The sequence below is a fragment of the Winogradskyella aurantiaca genome, from assembly GCF_003362725.1.
GTDB classification, from domain to species: Bacteria; Bacteroidota; Bacteroidia; order Flavobacteriales; family Flavobacteriaceae; genus Winogradskyella_A; species Winogradskyella_A aurantiaca.
The window spans coordinates 156997-177003 of sequence record NZ_QKTV01000006.1; the positions used below are offsets into that span (position 1 = coordinate 156997).

Annotated in this window: 20 protein-coding genes; 14 read left to right on the plus strand and 6 right to left on the minus strand. The window is 37.3% G+C overall.

What is annotated here, in order from left to right:
• Nucleotides 1-249 precede the first annotated feature (249 nt).
• The 11 genes from DN064_RS11215 (at nt 250) to DN064_RS11265 (ending at nt 8397) form a co-directional block, all read left to right on the plus strand.
• Nucleotides 250-2079, plus strand: a complete 1830-nt coding sequence (locus DN064_RS11215; protein WP_232827475.1) for a tetratricopeptide repeat protein — start codon at nt 250-252, stop codon at nt 2077-2079.
• Nucleotides 2080-2113: 34 nt separating this feature from the next.
• Nucleotides 2114-2437 carry a DUF4286 family protein gene (locus DN064_RS11220; protein ID WP_115462748.1) on the plus strand — a complete coding sequence of 108 codons (324 nt, stop codon included), beginning with the start codon at nt 2114-2116 and terminating at the stop codon, nt 2435-2437.
• 8 nt (nt 2438-2445) lie between these two features.
• Entirely contained in the window at nt 2446-3222 is a 777-nt protein-coding gene (gene rsmA, locus DN064_RS11225) for a 16S rRNA (adenine(1518)-N(6)/adenine(1519)-N(6))-dimethyltransferase RsmA (RefSeq protein ID WP_198659442.1), read from the plus strand.
• A gap of 65 nt (nt 3223-3287) precedes the next feature.
• Nucleotides 3288-4661 (plus strand): magnesium transporter, encoded by a 1374-nt coding sequence (gene mgtE, locus DN064_RS11230; RefSeq protein ID WP_115462750.1) that lies wholly within the window; start codon nt 3288-3290, stop codon nt 4659-4661.
• Nucleotides 4658-5023: a cupin domain-containing protein gene (locus tag DN064_RS11235; protein ID WP_115462751.1), complete on the plus strand. Its 366-nt coding sequence runs from the start codon at nt 4658-4660 to the stop codon at nt 5021-5023. The genes mgtE and DN064_RS11235 overlap by 4 nt, the downstream gene beginning before the upstream one ends.
• Nucleotides 5020-5973, plus strand: a complete 954-nt coding sequence (locus tag DN064_RS11240) for a 2-hydroxyacid dehydrogenase (protein WP_115462752.1) — start codon at nt 5020-5022, stop codon at nt 5971-5973. Before DN064_RS11235 ends, DN064_RS11240 begins: the two co-directional genes overlap by 4 nt.
• Before the next feature lie 9 nt (nt 5974-5982).
• Nucleotides 5983-6393, plus strand: a complete 411-nt coding sequence (locus tag DN064_RS14335) for a response regulator transcription factor (RefSeq protein WP_115462753.1) — start codon at nt 5983-5985, stop codon at nt 6391-6393.
• A 105-nt stretch (nt 6394-6498) separates the two neighbouring features.
• Nucleotides 6499-6963 (plus strand): DUF4199 domain-containing protein, encoded by a 465-nt coding sequence (locus DN064_RS11250; protein ID WP_115462754.1) that lies wholly within the window; start codon nt 6499-6501, stop codon nt 6961-6963.
• Between the two features lie 10 nt (nt 6964-6973).
• Entirely contained in the window at nt 6974-7432 is a 459-nt protein-coding gene (locus DN064_RS11255) for a DUF1801 domain-containing protein (RefSeq protein ID WP_115462755.1), read from the plus strand.
• Nucleotides 7433-7454: 22 nt separating this feature from the next.
• Nucleotides 7455-7841 (plus strand): VOC family protein, encoded by a 387-nt coding sequence (locus tag DN064_RS11260; RefSeq protein ID WP_115462756.1) that lies wholly within the window; start codon nt 7455-7457, stop codon nt 7839-7841.
• A 46-nt stretch (nt 7842-7887) separates the two neighbouring features.
• The gene (locus tag DN064_RS11265; protein WP_115462757.1) at nt 7888-8397 is read left to right on the plus strand and encodes a YtxH domain-containing protein; all 510 of its coding nucleotides are present in this window, start codon (nt 7888-7890) and stop codon (nt 8395-8397) included.
• A 46-nt stretch (nt 8398-8443) separates the two neighbouring features.
• On the opposite strand, the gene DN064_RS11270 is transcribed toward DN064_RS11265, so the two are convergent.
• The 4 genes from DN064_RS11270 to DN064_RS11285 are packed head-to-tail and all read right to left on the minus strand — an operon-like array spanning nt 8444 to nt 13024.
• Nucleotides 8444-9457 carry a carboxypeptidase-like regulatory domain-containing protein gene (locus tag DN064_RS11270; protein ID WP_115462758.1) on the minus strand — a complete coding sequence of 338 codons (1014 nt, stop codon included), beginning with the start codon at nt 9455-9457 and terminating at the stop codon, nt 8444-8446.
• Nucleotides 9447-11279 carry a GNAT family N-acyltransferase gene (locus tag DN064_RS11275; protein WP_115462759.1) on the minus strand — a complete coding sequence of 611 codons (1833 nt, stop codon included), beginning with the start codon at nt 11277-11279 and terminating at the stop codon, nt 9447-9449. The genes DN064_RS11270 and DN064_RS11275 overlap by 11 nt, the downstream gene beginning before the upstream one ends.
• Nucleotides 11280-11300: 21 nt before the next feature.
• Nucleotides 11301-12551, minus strand: coding sequence for an aspartate kinase (locus DN064_RS11280; RefSeq protein ID WP_115462760.1), 1251 nt, complete (start codon nt 12549-12551; stop codon nt 11301-11303).
• Complete coding sequence (locus DN064_RS11285; RefSeq protein ID WP_115462761.1) at nt 12551-13024, minus strand: GNAT family N-acetyltransferase; 474 nt, start codon at nt 13022-13024, stop codon at nt 12551-12553. Before DN064_RS11285 ends, DN064_RS11280 begins: the two co-directional genes overlap by 1 nt.
• A gap of 113 nt (nt 13025-13137) precedes the next feature.
• On the opposite strand from DN064_RS11285, the gene fbp reads away from it, so the two are divergent.
• Nucleotides 13138-14145, plus strand: coding sequence for a class 1 fructose-bisphosphatase (gene fbp / locus DN064_RS11290; RefSeq protein WP_115462762.1), 1008 nt, complete (start codon nt 13138-13140; stop codon nt 14143-14145).
• A gap of 26 nt (nt 14146-14171) precedes the next feature.
• Here fbp and DN064_RS11295 read toward each other — a convergent pair whose 3' ends face one another.
• The gene (locus tag DN064_RS11295; protein ID WP_115462763.1) at nt 14172-14603 is read right to left on the minus strand and encodes a tellurite resistance TerB family protein; all 432 of its coding nucleotides are present in this window, start codon (nt 14601-14603) and stop codon (nt 14172-14174) included.
• A gap of 153 nt (nt 14604-14756) precedes the next feature.
• Between DN064_RS11295 and mfd the strand changes: the two genes are divergently transcribed.
• Together mfd and DN064_RS11305 are read left to right on the plus strand one after the other, a co-directional pair.
• Nucleotides 14757-18077 (plus strand): transcription-repair coupling factor, encoded by a 3321-nt coding sequence (gene mfd / locus DN064_RS11300; protein WP_394347482.1) that lies wholly within the window; start codon nt 14757-14759, stop codon nt 18075-18077.
• Nucleotides 18074-19378, plus strand: coding sequence for a TlpA family protein disulfide reductase (locus DN064_RS11305; protein ID WP_115462764.1), 1305 nt, complete (start codon nt 18074-18076; stop codon nt 19376-19378). The genes mfd and DN064_RS11305 overlap by 4 nt, the downstream gene beginning before the upstream one ends.
• Here the strand turns inward: DN064_RS11305 and DN064_RS11310 are convergent.
• Nucleotides 19365-19766, minus strand: a complete 402-nt coding sequence (locus tag DN064_RS11310) for a 6-phosphogluconate dehydrogenase (RefSeq protein ID WP_115462765.1) — start codon at nt 19764-19766, stop codon at nt 19365-19367. The two genes, DN064_RS11305 and DN064_RS11310, sit on opposite strands and share 14 nt — an antisense overlap.
• Between the last annotated feature and the right edge of the window lie 241 nt (nt 19767-20007).

Below are 20007 nucleotides of genomic sequence, written 5' to 3' on the forward strand. Positions count from 1 at the left end.
ATCGATAAAGTGTTAAAAAAACAGGTTGTTTGACGAATATTTTCATCGTTTCTTGGTCAAACTCTTAGTTTTCGTGATGTTAGTGGTACCCAAATTACCAACTCATGAAAGATGTAAAAAGACTTGTCGTACTGATGTCTCTTATACTTATTGCCGCCAAGGTCTTGTTTTAAGACCTATACCCAGAAATATTTATAATTCCCTTTAGATTTATGGCTTGAGGTATTTACTATATTTACCCAGACAGCTATGAAACGTCTTTTCATTATACTTTTCTTTTTTCAACTTATGATTGTTCCAGCTATCCTGGCACAAGAAATAAGAAATGGAGAACCGTCTAAAGCAGATCTTTTTACTTCAGAAGATCTGGCTAACGATTACTACAAACGGGGGGAATTTGATAAGGCCTTACTTAGTTATAAAAAACTACTTGCCAAAAAACCTTATTCTTTCAAGTTCGTATACAAGGTTATTGATACCTATCAGCAACTAGAACGCTATGACGAAGCCGACAAGTTCATAAAAGACAATCTGGTGCGTTTTAGATCCCCTGCACTACTTATAGAGTTGGGTTACAACTTACAGCTTAAGGACAGTTTGGATTTAGCAAACAAATACTATAATGAGGCCATTGCGACATTGGATCAAAATCCCAATTTCGTCTACAGTATTACCAAACGGTTTGAAACCCATTCCTTATTGGAACAGGCTATCATAGCTTATGAAAAAGCAGCACCGCTGTTACCAGAGAAAAACTTCAATATACAGTTAGCAAGAATTTATGGAGAACAAGGTGATATTGAACGCATGTTTAACAACTATCTGGACTACATCTATTTTCAGCCCAATTTCATGAATAATGCCAAGAGGGCTTTTAATGATTTTGTAACCGAAGATCCAGAAAATGAGAGTAACATTCTGTTAAGGCAACTCTTATTGAAACGCATTCAAAAGCAACCTGACCCATTTATCTACGAGCTATTAAGTTGGCTTTACGTACAACAAAAAGACTATGGAAAATCCTTTGTTCAGGAAAAGGCGCTTTATCTCAGAAATCCCGAAAGTCTTGATCGTATTTTTGAGTTAGCCATTTTTGCATTAGAAGATTCACAACCAGAAATGGCCGAGCGCATTTTTAGTTACATCTTAAAATCGGCTCAGGATCCAGATACCCAATTGGCAGCACATCAGTACATTTTAGAAATAAAAGCAGAGTCAGCTAGTAAGGAGGATCTTATTCAAATTAAAACTAGCTATAATGACTTGTTTGAACAGTATGGAGTTTATGAAACTACATTAGCCCTACAAATTGCATATGGAGATTTTTTAGCTTTTTATTTAGGGGAATCCGAGGAGGCATCTCAATTTTTAAAAAGATCGTTGGATTTGAATATTTCCCCCTATCAAGGGGGACTTGTAAAGTTAAAATTGGGGGATATTTTAGTGCTTCAAGAACGATTCAATGAAGCGTTAATCTATTTTACACAGATTCAAGCAAACTTAAAAAATAGCGCTCTTTCCCAGGAGGCTCGTTATAAAGTAGCAAAAACAAGCTACTATAAAGGTGATTTTGATTGGGCTGAATCACAGCTTAAAATACTTAAAAGTTCTACGTCACAATTGATTGCTAATGATGCATTGGATTTAAAATTACTTATCTCAGATAATAAATATGAGGACAGTACTAGAACCGCTCTTAAGCTATTCGCCAAGGCAGATCTCCTCGCCTTTCAAAAAAAGAATCAGGAAGCCATTGAAACACTGGATAAAATTCTAAGTGATCATAAGGGAGAGACTATCATTGATGAAACCCTATATACTCAAGCCAAACTCTATGAGTCTCAAGGTCGGTATGATCAGGCTAAATCCAATTATCTTAGAATTATTTCGGATTATGGTGAGGCTATTTTAATTGATGATGCCTACTACTACCTAGCAGAAATTTATAGAATTCATCTTGACCAGCCAGAGGAAGCCAAATCCTTATACGAAAAGATTATCTTTGACTACGAAGACAGTATTTATTTTGTAGAGGCAAGAAAACAATACCGTCGATTACGAGGGGATGTTATTGAATAGCTATCCATAATTTTTTTAGTTTAAATACATAATCATGGTCATTTATAATGTCACAGCCAATGTGGACGAAAGTATTCATCAATCCTGGCTGGACTGGGTTAAAATCCATATTCCTAAAGTCTTGGCTACCGGAAAATTTAAGGAGGCCAAACTTACTCGTGTCCTGGTCGATGAGGAAATGGGCGGTATTACGTATTCCATTCAGTACCGAGCTATTTCAAAAGCCGCCCTGGAAGAATATTACCTTAATTATGCGGAGGCCTTACGAAAAGAGGGCATGGAATTATTTGGTGACAAGATCTTGACTTTCAGAACAGAGTTAGAAGTTATAGACGAGTACTCTGTTTCCTTTTCTTAATGTGAATTATGTCTGTAAAAGCTAAAAAACATCTGGGGCAACACTTCTTAAAAGATGAAAACATTGCCTCGAAGATAGCAGATACTTTAAGCTATAATGGCTATGAGTTCATCCTTGAAATAGGTCCCGGAATGGGTGTGCTTACAAAGTACTTACTGAAAAAAAATGCAACTACCTTTGTCATTGAAATTGATACAGAGTCTGTAGCTTATTTAAAAGCACATTATCCTGACTTAACAAATAATATCATTTCTGAAGATTTTTTAAAGTGGCAACCTCAAGGAGTGTTTGAATCTTCACAATTTAGTATCATCGGAAACTTTCCCTACAATATTTCCTCTCAAATAGTATTTAAAACGCTTGATCTAAGGGCTTTTATTCCTGAGTTTGCTGGTATGTTCCAGAAAGAGGTAGCTCAGCGCATCTGTGCCCAGCCTGGGAGTAAGATCTATGGCATTTTATCGGTTTTAACACAAGCATTCTATGAAGCTAAGTACTGCTTCACTGTGCCCCCATCCGTGTTTAATCCACCACCAAAAGTTGATTCAGGGGTTTTACTACTAACGCGTAGGTCAAATTTTAATCTTAGCTGTGATGAGATGCTCTTCTTTAAAGTAGTAAAGACAGCATTTCAACAGCGTCGAAAAACACTTCGTAACAGTTTAAAAACTTTGAACCTATCGGATAATTTAAAAGCAAATACTATATTTGGGCAACGACCAGAACAGCTAAGTGTTAACGAGTTTATTGAGCTTACAAAAGCTATAGAACAAGACAGAACTTAGCACAACTGCTCTAGTGTTTCATCCTCAAAACAACATTGTTGTTTTGTAAAATTGCCTTTAATGACATGGAGGAAGAAATCCAGGATATTAATCAATTTCAACTAACTGAAGAACTATTAAATCAGGTTAAGGAACTTGTCAATGAACAAAACGACAAGGAACTTAAAGCTCTGATGAATGAGTTCCACTATGCCGATATCGCCGAGATACTGGACGAGTTAGACCTTGACAACACCATTTATGTCATTAAGCTTCTGGATTCTGAAACCACATCTGATGTGCTCACCGAAATGGATGAGGACAATCGAGAAAAGATCTTAGAAAACCTGTCAGCAAAAGAAATTGCTGAAGAAGTTGAAGAACTAGACACTGATGATGCTGCCGATTTAATTGCAGAACTTCCCCAAGGACGACAGGAAGAGGTCATCTCTAAAATTGAAGACGAAGAGCATAAGGCAGAGATTAAAGAACTACTTACCTACAATGAAGGTATCGCTGGTGCCTTAATGGCCAAAGAACTAGTAAAGGTCTATGAAACTTGGACGGTAGCAGGTTGTTTGAGACGTATCCGTGGGCAGGCAAAAGAAGTTACAAGAGTTCATTCTATATATGTCGTTGATAAGCAAGAACGACTTATTGGACGCTTGTCATTAAAAGATCTTATAGTTGCTAGGAACGACCAGAAAATTGCTGATATATATATATCCAATGTGGACTATGTTAAGGTTAATGACGATGACGAGGAAGTGGCTAAACTGATGCAAAAATACGACCTTGAGGCCATCCCAGTAGTTGACGAGGACATGGTACTCTTGGGTAGAATTACCATAGATGATATTGTAGACCTTATTAAAGAGGAGGCTGAGAAAGACTACCAATTGGCCGCAGGTATCACTGGAGACGTTGAAGCAGATGATAGTATACTGGAGCTTACAAGAGCACGGTTGCCTTGGCTCTTTCTTGGGTTAATTGGTGGTATTGGCGCGTTTCTTATTATGGAAGGATTCCAATCGGCTTTTGAAAAATATGCTGTTCTCTTTTTCTTTACCCCGTTAATTGCAGCAATGGCTGGAAATGTTGGGGTACAATCAAGTGCCATTATTGTGCAAGGACTTGCTAATGATGATGTTAAAGGCAGTATTAACAATCGCCTTATCAAAGAAATGCTATTGGCAGCACTGAACGGATTGATTCTGGCGCTTTGTCTGTTTCTTTTTGTATGGGGTTATGAAGGCAATATTAATAAGGGATTTGCTATTTCAGTATCATTGGTAGTTGTCATTATAGTGGCAGGTCTCATTGGAACTTTTGTTCCCTTATTTTTAAACAAAAGAGGCATCGATCCTGCTATTGCCACAGGGCCATTTATCACCACAAGTAATGATATATTTGGAATTCTTATTTATTTCTGGATTGCCAAACTCATCCTTAACATATGAAACCGATTAATATTTCTGAAAAGTTTGGAAAGTTCTCAGAGCAATGGTCGCCTCGTCAAATTGCTCAAGTTGATAATATGCAAGTTATTTTGGCCCGTCTGCAGGGAGAGTTTGTATGGCACAAACACGATAAGGAAGACGAATTATTTCAGGTTGTTGAAGGCACCCTATACATGCAGTTTAGAGATAGAACCGAAGTTGTAAATGCCGGTGAAATTATTGTAGTGCCTAAAGGAGTTGAACACAATCCCACTACCAAAGACGGTGAAGAGGTATTGGTTCTACTATTCGAAAAACTTTCGACTGCCCACACAGGAAATGTAGTTCATGAACGTACCAAAAGTGAATATCCAAAGATTTGAAAATCCTTCATCTAGATTCCAATCATCCCCTATTAATTGAACAACTTCAACAAATGGGTTGTGAGAATCATGAGGATTATTCGTCCTCAAAAGAGGATATCCTATCGCGTATTGCGGACTATGAAGGAATCATCATTAGAAGTCGGTTCAAGATTGATAAGACATTTCTGGACACAGCCATCAGCTTAAAGTTTATTGGTCGTGTTGGAGCTGGCTTAGAAAACATCGATACAGCTTATGCCAAGTCAAAAGGCATCTCCCTTATATCGGCACCTGAAGGCAATAGAAATGCAGTTGGTGAGCATGCCCTTGGGATGCTGCTTTCGCTTTTTAATAAACTCAATAAGGCCGATTCCGAAGTGCGTTCAGGGAAATGGCTGCGCGAAGCTAATAGGGGCATAGAACTGGATGGCAAAACTGTGGGACTAATTGGTTATGGCAATATGGGTAAGGCCTTTGCTAAAAAACTTCGTGGTTTTGATGTTGAGGTGCTTTGTTATGACATTAAAGACAATGTGGAAGATGAGAATGCTAAACAAGTTCCTTTAGAAGTACTTCAATCTAAAGCCGATGTTCTTAGTTTACATACCCCACAAACCTCATCGACTATAGGTATGGTAAACAAGGACTTTATAGATCAATTTCAAAAACCGTTCTGGCTTCTTAACACGGCCCGAGGATCGAGTGTTGTTACCGCAGATTTGGTTGCTGCTCTCGAAGCAGGAAAAGTTCTAGGTGCAGGTCTCGATGTCCTTGAATATGAAAAATCATCTTTTGAAAATTTATTTAATTCGAGTGGTCAGGACAGTCCACAAATGCCTAAGGCCTTTGAATATTTAATTACGGCCCAGAATGTTTTGTTGACTCCTCATGTGGCAGGCTGGACCTTAGAGAGTCATGAAAAACTTGCACAAACTATCGTCGATAAGATCAAGGCCGAATTTTTCTAACTTTATAAGATGAAGAAAACTATTCTTGTTTTTGCCGTCTTAATTCTAGCCATATTAGCTCTATTACATTTTAGTAAGTATGCCATTCTTGTGGGTGACTCCTCAGTAGAATGGATTATTGCAGTGATAGCTCTTCTGTTTTTCTTCATTGGTATTTATATCAATAAAAGAAGTCTAAAAAAATCGTCAGAAACCTCAAATGAGATTAACATTAAAACGATTGAAAAACTGGAAATCAGCAAACGGGAATATGAAGTCCTTAAAGCCATTGCCAGCGGTCTTTCAAATAAAGAGATCGCAGCTCAATTATTCTTATCTGAAAGCACCATTAAGACCCATGTCTCTAGTTTATTATTGAAACTAAATGCCAAGAGAAGAACCCAGGCCATACAAATAGCAAAAGAGATGAATATCTTATAAAATGCTACTTTTAGACTTAAGTACCAGAAGAATGGTACTTTAGTATGAGCCTCTAATTTCCCTTCCAACCTACTTTTGGGTCATTACTAATTAAAATCAAGTTTTATGAAAAGTACAGTTTTAAAGTATGGTTCTTATGGACTAATTGTTGGGTTTATAATTTTTATGCTACACCTTACGCTTGGAATCAACAACCTTGATTATTCAACAAATGAACTATTAGGTTACGTCTCCATTTTTCTTTCCCTATCATTTATTTACTTTGGAATCAAACACTACCGAGATCATGTTAATAATGGCCTCCTATCATTGGGAAAAGCTATAAGTGTTGGGGTTTTAATCTCCTTACTAGTTGGTTTGGGAATTGCAATTGCAGATTTTATATATACAAAATATATTGATCCTGAATTTTTTAGTCGTTATACTGAAATGATGATCGAGCAAGGACAAGGTGAGCAGGTTATGGAAATGACCAGTAGTACGGCGGCCGTATTTATGCTAGTCCTAGTAACTATTATTGGATTTATTATTTCACTAATTTCAGGTTTAATATTACAATGTAAAGGCTAATTCAATCATTATGCAATACAAAGCAACATCACCAGAAGACTATATTAGTCAGGTTCCAGAGGAACGGCAAGAAACGCTTAAAAAGCTGCGTCAGGTCATTAAAGAAAACTTACCCAATGGGTTTGAAGAGGGCATCACCTATGGAATGGTAGGTTATTATGTGCCTCATAGCATTTACCCAAAAGGTTATCACTGCAACCCAAAAGACCCCCTGCCATTCATGAATTTCGCATCTCAAAAAAACTCTGTGAATCTATATCACAGTGGTATCTACGCAGTTCCAGAAATTCATGATTGGTTCGTAAATGAATATCCGAAATATTGCACTCGAAAACTAGACATGGGAAAGAGTTGCATCCGTTTCAAAAAATTAGACGAAATCCCCTATCAACTAATTGGAGAATTGTGCACCAAACTATCGGTTCAGGAATGGATTGAGGTTTACGAAGCAGCTTTTATCAAAAAATAACACCCATAAAACTCAAAATAAGATGAAAAAAAGAGTGACTGGAATAGGTGGCTTATTCTTTAAAACCAACGATCCGCAGGCCAGTAAAGATTGGTATAAGAAACACCTTGGTTTTAATACAGATGATTATGGCTGCACCTTTTGGTGGAAAGATACAGATGGTAGTGATTGTTCTACACAATGGAGTCCATTTAAGGATGATACCTCGTATTTTAATCCTTCAACAAAGGACTTTATGTTTAATTACCGGGTAGAAGATTTAGAAGAGCTACTCAAGGTTTTACGTGAAGAAGGTGTAACAATTGTAGGAGATATGGAGACATATAGTTATGGAAAGTTTGCCTGGATATTAGATAATGACGGCAACAAAATAGAATTGTGGGAGCCCATTGATAGCGCATTTCAATAGGCTTGATTTTTAGTAACTTTATGTAACCATTAAAACAAAATCAATCATGTCTGAATACAATAAAAATTTACAAGACGATCTTAATGAAATGTTGGGAGATGCCAAGGAAGGAGCCAAGAAAGCTGCTGATAAAGCCAGTGAAATGGCAAATGAGGCCAAGGAAAAAATAAGTCAATTTACAGAGGAGGCCAAAGAAAAAGCATCAGAGTTTGCACAAGATGCTAAACAAGCAGCCGATGAATTTACGGAAGATGCCGAACAGGTACTGAGTGATGGAAAAAATGTAGCAATCATTGCCCACTTAACCATTATAGGGTGGGTTATTGCCTTGGTAATGAATGGTAGCAATAGAACAGAAATGGGGTCCTTTTATATCAAGCAAATGCTAGGTTTTATGTTGCTATCTCTCGTCGGGTTGATCCCAATAGTTGGATGGATTTTAAGTTTAGTGGTCCTAGCCGCCTGGTTAATGAGCTTGGTTAGTGCCCTGGGCGGTAAAATTAAACCCTCATTCTTATTGGGCCAACAGTTTCAGGAATGGTTTAAAGGAATTTAATCTGACCCAATTAAACTAATGAACGAGACTGGTATAGTCTCGTTTTTTATTTCGGCTCGTAATTAGTGGGCAATATATCGCCTACACGCCGCTGACCCATACTTCCTGAGAACAAGACTCCTTTAATAGGGCTATAGTTCCCGTACTGATCTATGTAAAATTCAGAGATGGTTAACTTAAGCTCAGATTGTTGGTCACGACTATAAAGGATACTCACTTTAGCACTAAGCGTAATCTTACGTAGATCCGAATCTTTAATGGATTGCACCGTAAACCACTCCCATGGATCGCTCTTAAAGCCCTTGTGATAGATCTCAAATTTGTTCATTGTAATTTCTTTATGATACAAACTCCGCATAAAATGTTGGACAGAACCAAAATAAGCTGTTTCCCTTTTTTTTAGAACGCGTTTTTTTTGTTTTTCGTTGAGGTCTTCATAAAAGGTGGTGCCAAGAAAAATCACTGATTCAGGAGTATAGTCCGCGGTTTCTAAATTGATGTATCTGAAAACCGTTTCAAACTGAACAACCTCATAACTAATCTTATACTTAAGAGCCTTGTTTTCTACCAAAATCGGCTCGCTGGCACTAGCGGTCAATACTTTTTCAACCCTATCATATTTTAAATAGATAGCATTTGCATTCAAAATTTTACAGGACTTCCCAAAAGGAGATTTTCCTAGAAATTCACGCCTGAAAATCCACAGTTTTTGTTGGCGGGTAAGACCATCGTCGTAATCAATATAAACCGTCTCCAGAGCATTAGTTTGCTCTGTTAGTTGAACGTTTAATTCTCTCCTTGCTCTATAATCTGAAAAATAGAGCTTTTCAAATCCTAAATAGGAAATCACAAGAGTCGTTTGAATAGCATCGGTATAATCAATTGAGAAAAAACCTTCTGAATTGGTAGTAGTACCAACAGTTGTATTATCAAAGTAAACAGCAACGCTTTCTAACGGTTTCCCAGTTGCTGCTTCAGTAATCACACCTGTTATTGTTTGACTAAAGAGCGTAACAAAAATTAGACTAAAACAAAAGGAAAGTAGTTCCTTACTTGTCATTATTATCCATGAATTTACGCTCTAATTCCGCCTGAAATTCTTCCATAACAGGTCGCACAGTGCTCTCGGGTAAATCGGCGATTTTAATATACATGAGGCCATCAACCGAGTTATTAAAAAGAGGATCTACATTAAAAGCTACTAGCTTGGCATTTTGCTTAATGTACTTTTTAAGTAGCACTGGAAGCCTTAATGCTCCGGGTTCTACCTCATCAATGATCTTATCAAATTTATTTAAGTCCGCTTCAGTTGAGTCGAATACAAAGTCCTTATCAGCATCTTTTAATTTGACCTTAAATTCTTTCTTAGGATGTACATATTGCGCAACATAAGGATCATAATAATGTGATTTCATAAACTCAATCATCAAACTCTTGGAAAAGTTTGAAAACTGATTGCTAATACTAACACCCCCAATAAGGTATTTATGCTCTGGGAATCGCAGCGTTGTGTGAACGATTCCTTTCCAAAGTAAAAACAAAGGCATGGGTTTTTGCTGGTATTCCTTAATAATAAAAGCACGACCCATCTCTATACTTTGGCTCATCATCTTATAAAGTTCAGGCTCAAACCTGAAAAGATCCTGCAAATAGAAACCATCGATTCCGTAGCGTTCAAAAATTTTTGAACCAAGGCCCATTCTATAAGCGCCAACAATCAATTTGGCATTATCATCCCACAAAAACATATGATGGTAATAGGAATCAAAGCTATCCAAATCAATGGCTTCATTGGTGCCTTCCCCTACCTCTCGAAATGTGATTTCGCGTAATCTCCCTATTTCTCTGAGGGTATTAGGAATATCATTAGCAGAGGCCAAATACACCTCGTAATTTTTACTCTTTAATAGACGGTAATCTTTTTCCCTTAACTGTTCAACTTCCTTAACTACAACTTCGGACGATATAGGGGTAACGATTCTTTTGGGAGGCTTTGGAGCTGTTTTAAGTGTGGATTGTAAGTTGTTTAGGATTTTAGGTTTTTCTTCAAAAATATTTGATAACATGTACGTTTTACGCCGAAGGAAATCTGCAAATTCGGTTAACGATTCATGTTCTTTTTGGTCTTTAACAGAAATGGGCCTACCAACCCTGACCTTGATCACGCGTCTTTTTTGGGTCAAAAGCTCTGATGGGAGCTTGGCTGTTCTCAAGGTATCACTCAATTTGGACATTCTATAAAACAATCTGCTGTTCTTAGCATGAAAATAAATAGGGACTACCGGAACTTCAGCTTTTTTTATAAGTTTTAGAGCTGCTTCTTCCCAGGGTCTGTCTACAATAAGCTTTCCATCTTTATAGGTTGACACTTCCCCTGCTGGAAAAACACCAAGGGGATGCCCGTTTTTTAAATGCATTAAAGCATTCTTAAAACCACTAATACTACTTTTCACATCCTTGCGATCCTCGAATGGATTCACCGGCATGATGTAGGGCTTCATTGGCTCAATTCTATGAAGTAAAAAGTTGGCAATAATTTTAAAGTCCTCACGTCTTTCTATCATTAATTTCAATAAGAGAATACCATCAATTCCGCCCAAAGGGTGATTTGAAACCGTTATAAAAGGACCTTCTTTTGGTAATCGCTGTAGATCTTCTTCAGGAATCTCGAATTTAATCTGAAATTCATCCAGAATAGCATTGAGGAATTCCAGCTTCTCCAAATGCTTATTTCTTAAGTAGATCTTGTTGAGTGTAGATATCTTTAGAACCTTCATCAAGGACCACCCAAAAAAGGTTCCCAGAAAACCAAATTTATCTGCATTAATTACCTTGGCTACCTCTTTTGCGTTGACTAATCCTGTGTTTTCAGATTCCCCCATAAAAACAAATGTAAAAAAAGTTTAATTAGCTACTATTTGTACCGTTTCCGGTGTTATTTGTTTTAATAATACCTGCTTATTATGCTCTATTTTTTCAATGGCTTCTTGATTGTAATGCCGTATCGTATACAGACTAACATTCTCATGACATGTTACTTTAAACTTGGCCTTTAAATGTTGTAACAAACTCTCAAGATTATTGTAAACATTATCAACGCATACCGAAAAACTTATTGCAGAATTTTGAATTACATCAACCTTCATCTTATAATGATGCAGCAGGTTAAATATGTCACTGATATTTTCTTCCACTATGTATGAGAAGTCCAAAGATGATAAGGATATTAGAATTTGGTTTTTCTTTAAAATAAAACAGGGCACCATTGGTTTTAAAGTAACCCCTTTTCCAACAACTGTTCCTTGTGATTCCGGGTTGGCAAATGATTTCACCTTTAATGGAATCTCTTTGCGCTGAAGTGGTTGTAGTGTTTTTGGATGAATAACTGAGGCTCCGTAGAAGGCTAACTCTATGGCTTCAGTATAGGATATTTGATTCAATAAAATGGCATTCTCAAAATATCTTGGGTCTGCATTTAAAACACCTGGAACATCCTTCCAGATCGTAACACTTTCGGCATTTAAACAAAAACCAAAAATTGCGGCCGTGTAGTCACTCCCTTCTCTTCCAAGTGTGGTTGTGAAATTATTTTGATCGCTTCCTACAAAGCCCTGGGTTATATTTAAAGTAGTTCTTAAAACTCCCTCAGAAATCAAATCGAAAGTTAAATCCCAATCGACCTTCGCACTCCTGTAGTAATTATCAGTTTTAATATAATCGCGCACATCTAACCAGTGATTATCCATACCAACAAACTTCAAATAAGCACTTATGATTGTTGTAGAGATAAGTTCACCAAAACTGATAGTTTGGTCGTAAACAAAATTGTAATCCGGTGACTTATTTTTGGAATAGAAGTCCATCAAGTCATCAAAAAGTTTATTTACAGCTGCAAAAATATCATGACGTTCGTTCTCAAATAATTCCAGAAGAATCTCATTGTGGTATTTCTTGACCTCTTGAATATCACTACTGAAGTCCTTGGACTTATTAAAATAACTTCTGTTTACTTTCTCAAGCGCATTCGTGGTCTTTCCCATGGCAGAAACAACAATTAATGTATTTGCCACTCCAGTATGCTCGAGTACCTTTACCAGGTTTTTTACCCCAGCTGCATCCTTAACTGATGCACCACCAAATTTGAATACCCTCATTAACGTATAATATAATTAGCAATGGCCTCTTCATTCATTTGAACAACACGCCATTCCTCCAGTATTTTGGCACCCTTTGATTCATAAAAATTAATAGCGTTAGTATTCCAGTCCAAAACCTCCCATCCCAAACGTCTTACTCCGATCTTTTTGGCATGGTCTACAACGGTATCAAGTAATAAGGTTCCTACGCCTTGTCCTCTATTAGCTTGTCTTACAATTAAATCTTCAAGATGTATGGCTGGTCCTTTCCACGTAGAATAGCGCTCGTAGATTAGGGCCATACCACAAATTTGAGAATCCTGTACTGCCACAAAACACTTGAACTTTGGTAAGTCTCCAAACCCATGATCAAGAAGGTCCTGTGCTGTTATTTCTACCTGATCTGGCTCATTTTCAAAATGAGCTAATTCCATTATTAGCTCTAATATTTGAGGGACGTCTTGTTGCGTTGCTTCTCTAATTTTTGTCATAGTCGGTCAAATATAGAAAAGGAAACCTGGGATAACAATTTATTTAAATTACGAAAACGTTGTAGTGTGCTAAAAAATGCGATCTTTGTGCCCATCTCAATTAGAACAAAACTATGTCCCACACCAATCAAACGCTTGGAGAATTCATAATAGAAAATCAGGCCTCTTTTAAATATACCTCTGGGGAATTGTCACGACTTATAAACTCTATAAGACTTGCTGCTAAGGTTGTAAATCACGAGGTCAATAAAGCCGGTTTGGTAGACATCATTGGTGCTGCAGGTGACACCAATATACAGGGTGAAGATCAGCAAAAACTGGATGTATATGCCAACACCAAGTTCATACAAACCATGACTAATAGAAATATTGTCTGTGGTATTGCTAGCGAGGAAGAAGATGATTTCATTTCAATTAATAGTCAAGATAAGAACCATCAAAACAAATATGTGGTTCTCATAGATCCACTTGACGGCAGTTCTAATATTGATGTTAATGTATCCGTCGGTACTATTTTTTCAGTCTATAGACGGGTCACACCGGTAGGTACCCCAGTAACCATGGAAGACTTTTTACAAAAAGGGGATCAACAAGTAGCAGCAGGATATGTGATTTACGGAACCTCAACGATGTTGGTCTACACTACTGGTGATGGAGTTAATGGCTTCACCTTAAATCCAGCTATCGGATCCTTTTATTTATCGCACCCCAATATGCAGTTTCCTGAGACTGGCCGCATCTACTCGGTAAATGAAGGTAATTACACTCACTTCCCACAGGGAATTAAGGATTATATTAAATACTGTCAAATGGAAGAAGGAGACCGCCCGTACACGTCCAGATATATAGGTTCCTTAGTGTCTGACTTCCACAGAAACATGATTAAAGGTGGCATTTACATGTACCCTAAGAGCTCTCAAAACTCAAAAGGAAAACTAAGGCTGCTTTACGAGTGTAACCCTATGGCCTTTCTTGCTGAGCAGGCCAACGGACTAGCTAGCGACGGTTTCCAACGTATAATGGAAATTCAACCAACTCAACTGCACGAACGCGTACCATTTATCTGTGGCAGTAAAAATATGGTGAGAAAGGCCGAAGAATTTATGCGACTGGCACCATAAAAAAAGTGAGCTTGAGCTCACTTTTTTTATTGATTCATTGTTTTAATACGGTGTTTAAATTCTTCCAATTCAACTTCGTAAAAAACAAGTGTTAAAGCCTTATCGGCAATGTATTTCACATTTTCAGGATGGAATCCTAATCCAACGCATAGTTTTTCAAGTAAAACAACCTGATTCTCTCCTTCAATATGATCTGCCCAGACCATCCGCGCCAAATCATATAGTCGCTCTAGTCTAAGATCATATGAAAGCGGAGGATTAATAGGATGCGAATCGTAATCCTTTAAAATTGACTTGTAATCCTCAGGAGTAATATTTAGCTGAATGGCTAAACGGTCTAAAAAATGCTTCTCAGCATGGTTAATGACGCGATCACTCATGGCAACTCTAACGATGGCTGCAAAGTGATCCTTATTGCGTTTTCTAAAACCGCTATCGAATAAATCTGATATTGACATAGGTAACTTTTTTCACTGTTATTAGGTAAAACAAATATACGTCTTAAGCAGAGGTTTTTCTCAGTAAAAGCATCAAATCTTTTATATTTGCAGCCTCAATATTTGGTTTTGAGCAACAGTCTTCTAATCGATAGTTTTTTACAGGCTTCGCCCATGCGAAATCTGCAAAGTGCTATTGCTTCTTCTCAAAATAATTCATCTAAAACTCAGGTCAAAGGATTAACTGGGTCAGCACTTTCAGGTGTTATTAGCGCGGCATTTTTGCGCGCAGACCAGCCTTTTTTAGTGTGTTTTGAAGACAAAGAAGAAGCCGCTTATTATTTGAATGACCTGGAAGTTTTAATCAATGACAAGGATGTCTTGTTCTATCCAGGCAGCTACCGTAGACCCTATCAAATTGAAGAAACCAATAACTCAAATGTATTACAGAGAGCAGAAGTACTCAATAGGATCAACTCACGTAAGAAACCCTCGTTAATTGTTACCTATCCGGATGCCCTATTTGAAAAGGTGGTCACCAAGAAAGAGCTACAAAAAAACACATTGAAAATTAATGTTGGAGCACAACTTAGCATTGATTTCATCAACGAAGTTTTGTTCGAATACAAATTCAACAGGGTTGATTTTGTTACAGAACCCGGAGATTTTTCGGTTCGTGGGGGGCTTGTAGATGTGTTCTCGTTTTCGCATGATGAACCTTACAGAATCGAGTTTTTTGGCAATGAGATTGACAGTATTCGCACCTTTGACGTTGAAACCCAACTTTCTACTGGTCAGATAAAAAAGGTGCAAATCATTCCAAATGTAGCGGATAAACAATTGGTAGAACAACGAGAAAGTTTCTTAAAGTACATTAGTAACAATACCCTAATGTGGACTAAGAACAGTGCCCTACTTTTTGACCGCTTAGATACGTTGTTTGCTAAAGCCATTGTTGCTTTTGATCAATTAGAGTCAACAATAAAACAAACATCCCCCGAAGAGTTATTTACGTCAGGTAAGTTATTAAAGGAACAAATCTCATCATTGTCTTGGATTGAATTAGGAAATAATGATGCTTTTAATAAAGAGGTAGTACAGTTTAATACGAGTCCCCAGCCGTCGTTCAATAAGCAGTTTTCTTTATTAATCGAGAATCTTCAACACAATCACGATAAGGGCTATACCAATTATATAGCCTGTGTCAGCGACAAACAGGCGGAGCGCTTCCATGACATTTTCGAAGACCAGGACAGCACAGTTCATTACAAAACTATTGTACTGTCTTTATATCAGGGATTTATTGATCATGATCAGAAAATTACGGTTTACACTGATCATCAGATATTTGAACGCTATCATAAGTTCCATCTCAAAAATGGTTACGCAAAAAAACAGGCGATTACTCTAAAAGAGTTGACCAACCTGGAGATAGGAGACTATGTTACACATATCGATCACGGTATAGGGAAATTTGGAGGGCTACAGAAAATTGATGTCGAAGGAAGTAAACAGGAAGCCATTAAACTCATTTATGGGGAACGTGATATACTCTACCTGAGTATTCATTCCCTCCATAAGATTACCAAATTTAATGGTAAGGATGGCAAGCCCCCAAAGATTTACAAGCTTGGTAGTAAAGCCTGGAAGACGCTTAAGCAAAAAACAAAATCCCGCGTTAAGGAGATTGCTTTTAACCTTATAAAGCTATATGCTAAAAGGCGGATGCGAAAAGGATTTCAATACGCTCCTGACAGCTATTTACAGCATGAGTTGGAGGCTTCATTTATTTACGAAGACACACCAGATCAAATAAGCTCTACCAATGATATTAAAGCTGATATGGAGAGTGAACGGCCCATGGATCGCTTGGTTTGTGGCGATGTTGGGTTTGGTAAAACAGAGGTGGCCATTAGAGCGGCTTTTAAAGCTGTGGATAATGGCAAGCAAGTAGCCGTCCTTGTTCCAACGACCATTCTGGCTTATCAGCATTACAGGACTTTTAAGTCGCGACTTAAAGACTTTCCAGTGTCCATAGATTACCTAAACCGATTCAGAACGGCGAAGGAAAAACGCATCATTACCGAGGAATTAAAAGAAGGTAAAATTGATATTATCATTGGTACACACCAGTTAGCGAATAAATCGGTTCAGTTTAGAAATCTTGGCTTACTTATTGTAGATGAAGAACAAAAGTTTGGTGTGGCCGTAAAAGACAAGTTAAAAACCATCAAGGAAAATGTAGATGTGTTAACCTTAACAGCAACTCCTATTCCAAGAACCCTTCAATTTAGTCTTATGGCAGCTAGAGATTTGTCTGTTATTAACACCCCACCACCTAACAGGTATCCCATAGAAAGCAGTGTTATTAGATTTAGTGAAGGCACCATCAGGGACGCCATTAGCTATGAAATTCAGCGTGGCGGTCAAGTGTTTTTTGTGCATAATAGAATTGAAAATATAAAGGAAGTTGCTGGAATGATTCAGCGCTTGGTTCCCGATGCGAAAATTGCCATTGGCCATGGGCAATTAGACGGAAAAAAACTAGAAGAATTAATGCTCGCCTTTATCAATGGAGAATTTGATGTATTGGTGAGCACAACCATTATCGAAAGTGGTCTGGATGTACCTAATGCCAATACTATTTTTATTAATAATGCCAATAATTTTGGATTAAGTGATTTGCACCAAATGCGAGGTCGTGTTGGAAGGAGCAATAAAAAAGCCTTTTGTTACTTTATTACACCTGAGTATTCTGCAATGACTCAGGACGCTCGTAAACGAATTGCTGCCTTAGAACAATATACCGAATTGGGAAGTGGTTTCAATATCGCCATGAAGGATCTGGAAATACGTGGAGCCGGTGATCTTTTAGGAGGTGAGCAGAGTGGGTTTATAAATGATATAGGCTTTGATACCTATCAAAAAATTCTAAACGAGGCTATTGAGGAATTAAAGGAAAACGAATTTGCTGAATTGTATAAAGAAGACATAAAAGACCAGAATTTTGTGAAAGAGGTGACTATAGATACCGATTTTGAGCTCCTCTTTCCAGACGATTACGTCAACAATATATCGGAACGCCTTAACCTTTATACGAAATTAAACCAGCTTAAGACAGAAGAGGAATTACAACAATTTGAAAGAGAAATTATTGATCGATTTGGAACTCTACCTATTCAGGTAAAAGACTTGTTTGATAGTTTACGTCTTAAATGGAGGTCGAGCCAGTTGGGTGTTGAAAAGATGATCCTAAAGCAGGGAAAAATGATAGGTTATTTTATTCAAGATCAGAACAGTGCTTTCTATCAAAGCCCCACCTTTAGCCAGCTCATTAGTTTTGTACAAAACAACCCTCAACTCTGCAAATTAAAAGAAAAACAGACCAGACAAGGCTTACGTTTATTAATTACATTTGATAACATCAATACTGTATCTCAAGCATTATCAGTTTTGAGGCCAATCTCTAAATCACTAGAATCTCAAGTATCATGAAAAACATCTTTTTAGTTATTGTCATTTGTTTTGGAATTCTAGAGGCACAGAATTCCATTTCCGGATCCTTTTCACCGGCAAAGGATTATAGTTTTGCATTCGTTTATAAAGCAACTCCATCAGGAGCTGATTATGTTGATCGTGCCAGGCTCGATGAAACCGGATCGTTTACAATAACACTAGATAGCAGTCAACGACCGGGAATGTACAAACTGGTCTATGCCATCCCTCCTGAAGAAAATAATTTCGATTTTATTTATGATGCTAAGGAAGATGTAGTCTTTGATTTCAACGCAGAATCTGGAATTCTTTTTAAAGAATCCAATGAAAATAAAATCTGGGCATCTTACATCAAGAGCATGGGAATGATCAACCAAACCATAAGTAATTACTATCAAAAAGATGGTGAGGACCAGAAGGCATTTAAAGATCTTTTTAAAACCCTTTCAGATACGCAAAAAGCCTATGAAGATTCATCCAATGAAATGATTGTTCAACAATTGATTAAAGCCAATAAACCATATATCCCAGCGACTTATGAAGACCTGAGTACCTATTCGGAGAATCTAAAAAAGACCTATTTCAATAATATTGACTTTGATAATAAATTTTTACAAAGTTCAAGCTTTATAACAGATCGCTTAAATGGTTATGTGTTTGGTCTTTCTGAAAATCCATCCAACGAGGATTATCAATCGAGAATCGATGACGTTTACGCTGCTATAAAAGGGTCTCAGCCAAAAACACAAAGCAGTCTTTTACAATTGCTTTGGAACCAATTCAATAATCTCAATAATGACGAAGTAAGCGGTTACATTGCAAACACCTATTTAGAAGATTTAGCAATTTCATTAAACAATCAGGATTTACTTTCGGAAATAGAATCTAGAAAACGAATTTCTATTGGTGCACTAGCGCCAGATTTTTTAATAGTCAATTCCCAAATGGAAACCACATTACATAAACTTGAAAAATCCAACAACTATCTTCTTATTTTCTGGAGTAGTGGCTGCAGCCATTGCATGACCGAAGTGCCACAGGTTCACCAACTATTAAAAGATGATGCGAATATAAAAGTGATTGCTTATGCTTTAGAAGAGAACCAACAAGAGTGGGATGAGGCCATTAAAGGTTTTGCTGATTTTATTCATGTATTTGGACCAAAAAAATGGGATAATCCCATAGTCATGGAATACAGCCTTTCGGCTACACCGACATATTTCATACTAGATAGTGATAAAAAAATCATAGGTAAACCATATGATTTGGAGGCCTTAAAAAAGCAACTTAGGGATCTATAGCCTCGACGCCAACTACAATATAATTGGTTTTTGCCTGCCAAGGCATGGATTTGAAGCGCTGTTTGTAGAGTAATTTAACCCGCTTCCCTTCATATTTCCTAACCTCATCAAGAACTTCTTCTTTAATGACAGAGAATGACCATATATTTCCTTCTAGTGCATCAACCTGATCCCCCATCCGCAATCCACCAAGGTTTAATTCCCCTTCAAAAGTTTTAAAAATCACACCCTTTTTTGCCACTTTAATTAATTGTCCTGCCCTGGTTCCTTCTGAATAGGTCCAGGAACATACCCAAATGGTGAGCGCTAAAAGAAGAACAACACCTATTAAGATTTTATAAAAAAACTTCTTTAGACGTTGCATAAAGGTAGGTTTCTCATTTTCCATAACTAAGGCTTTGGCTCTAAATTAATGATTTATCATTGGTTCTAATAAAAAAACGCCCAGCTTTTGTAGAATATGCTGAGCGCTTTTGGAAACTAAATAACCAACCAAAATTTAGTTTCTAACCAGATTTAAGGCAAAAACTATAACCCAGTTTAGTTTTGAAGCCTTATATCTATTTAACGTCAAGTTATAGTATAAATTATGGGCTAAATGTCAAGCAAATGTTAATGTTCCAAAAACG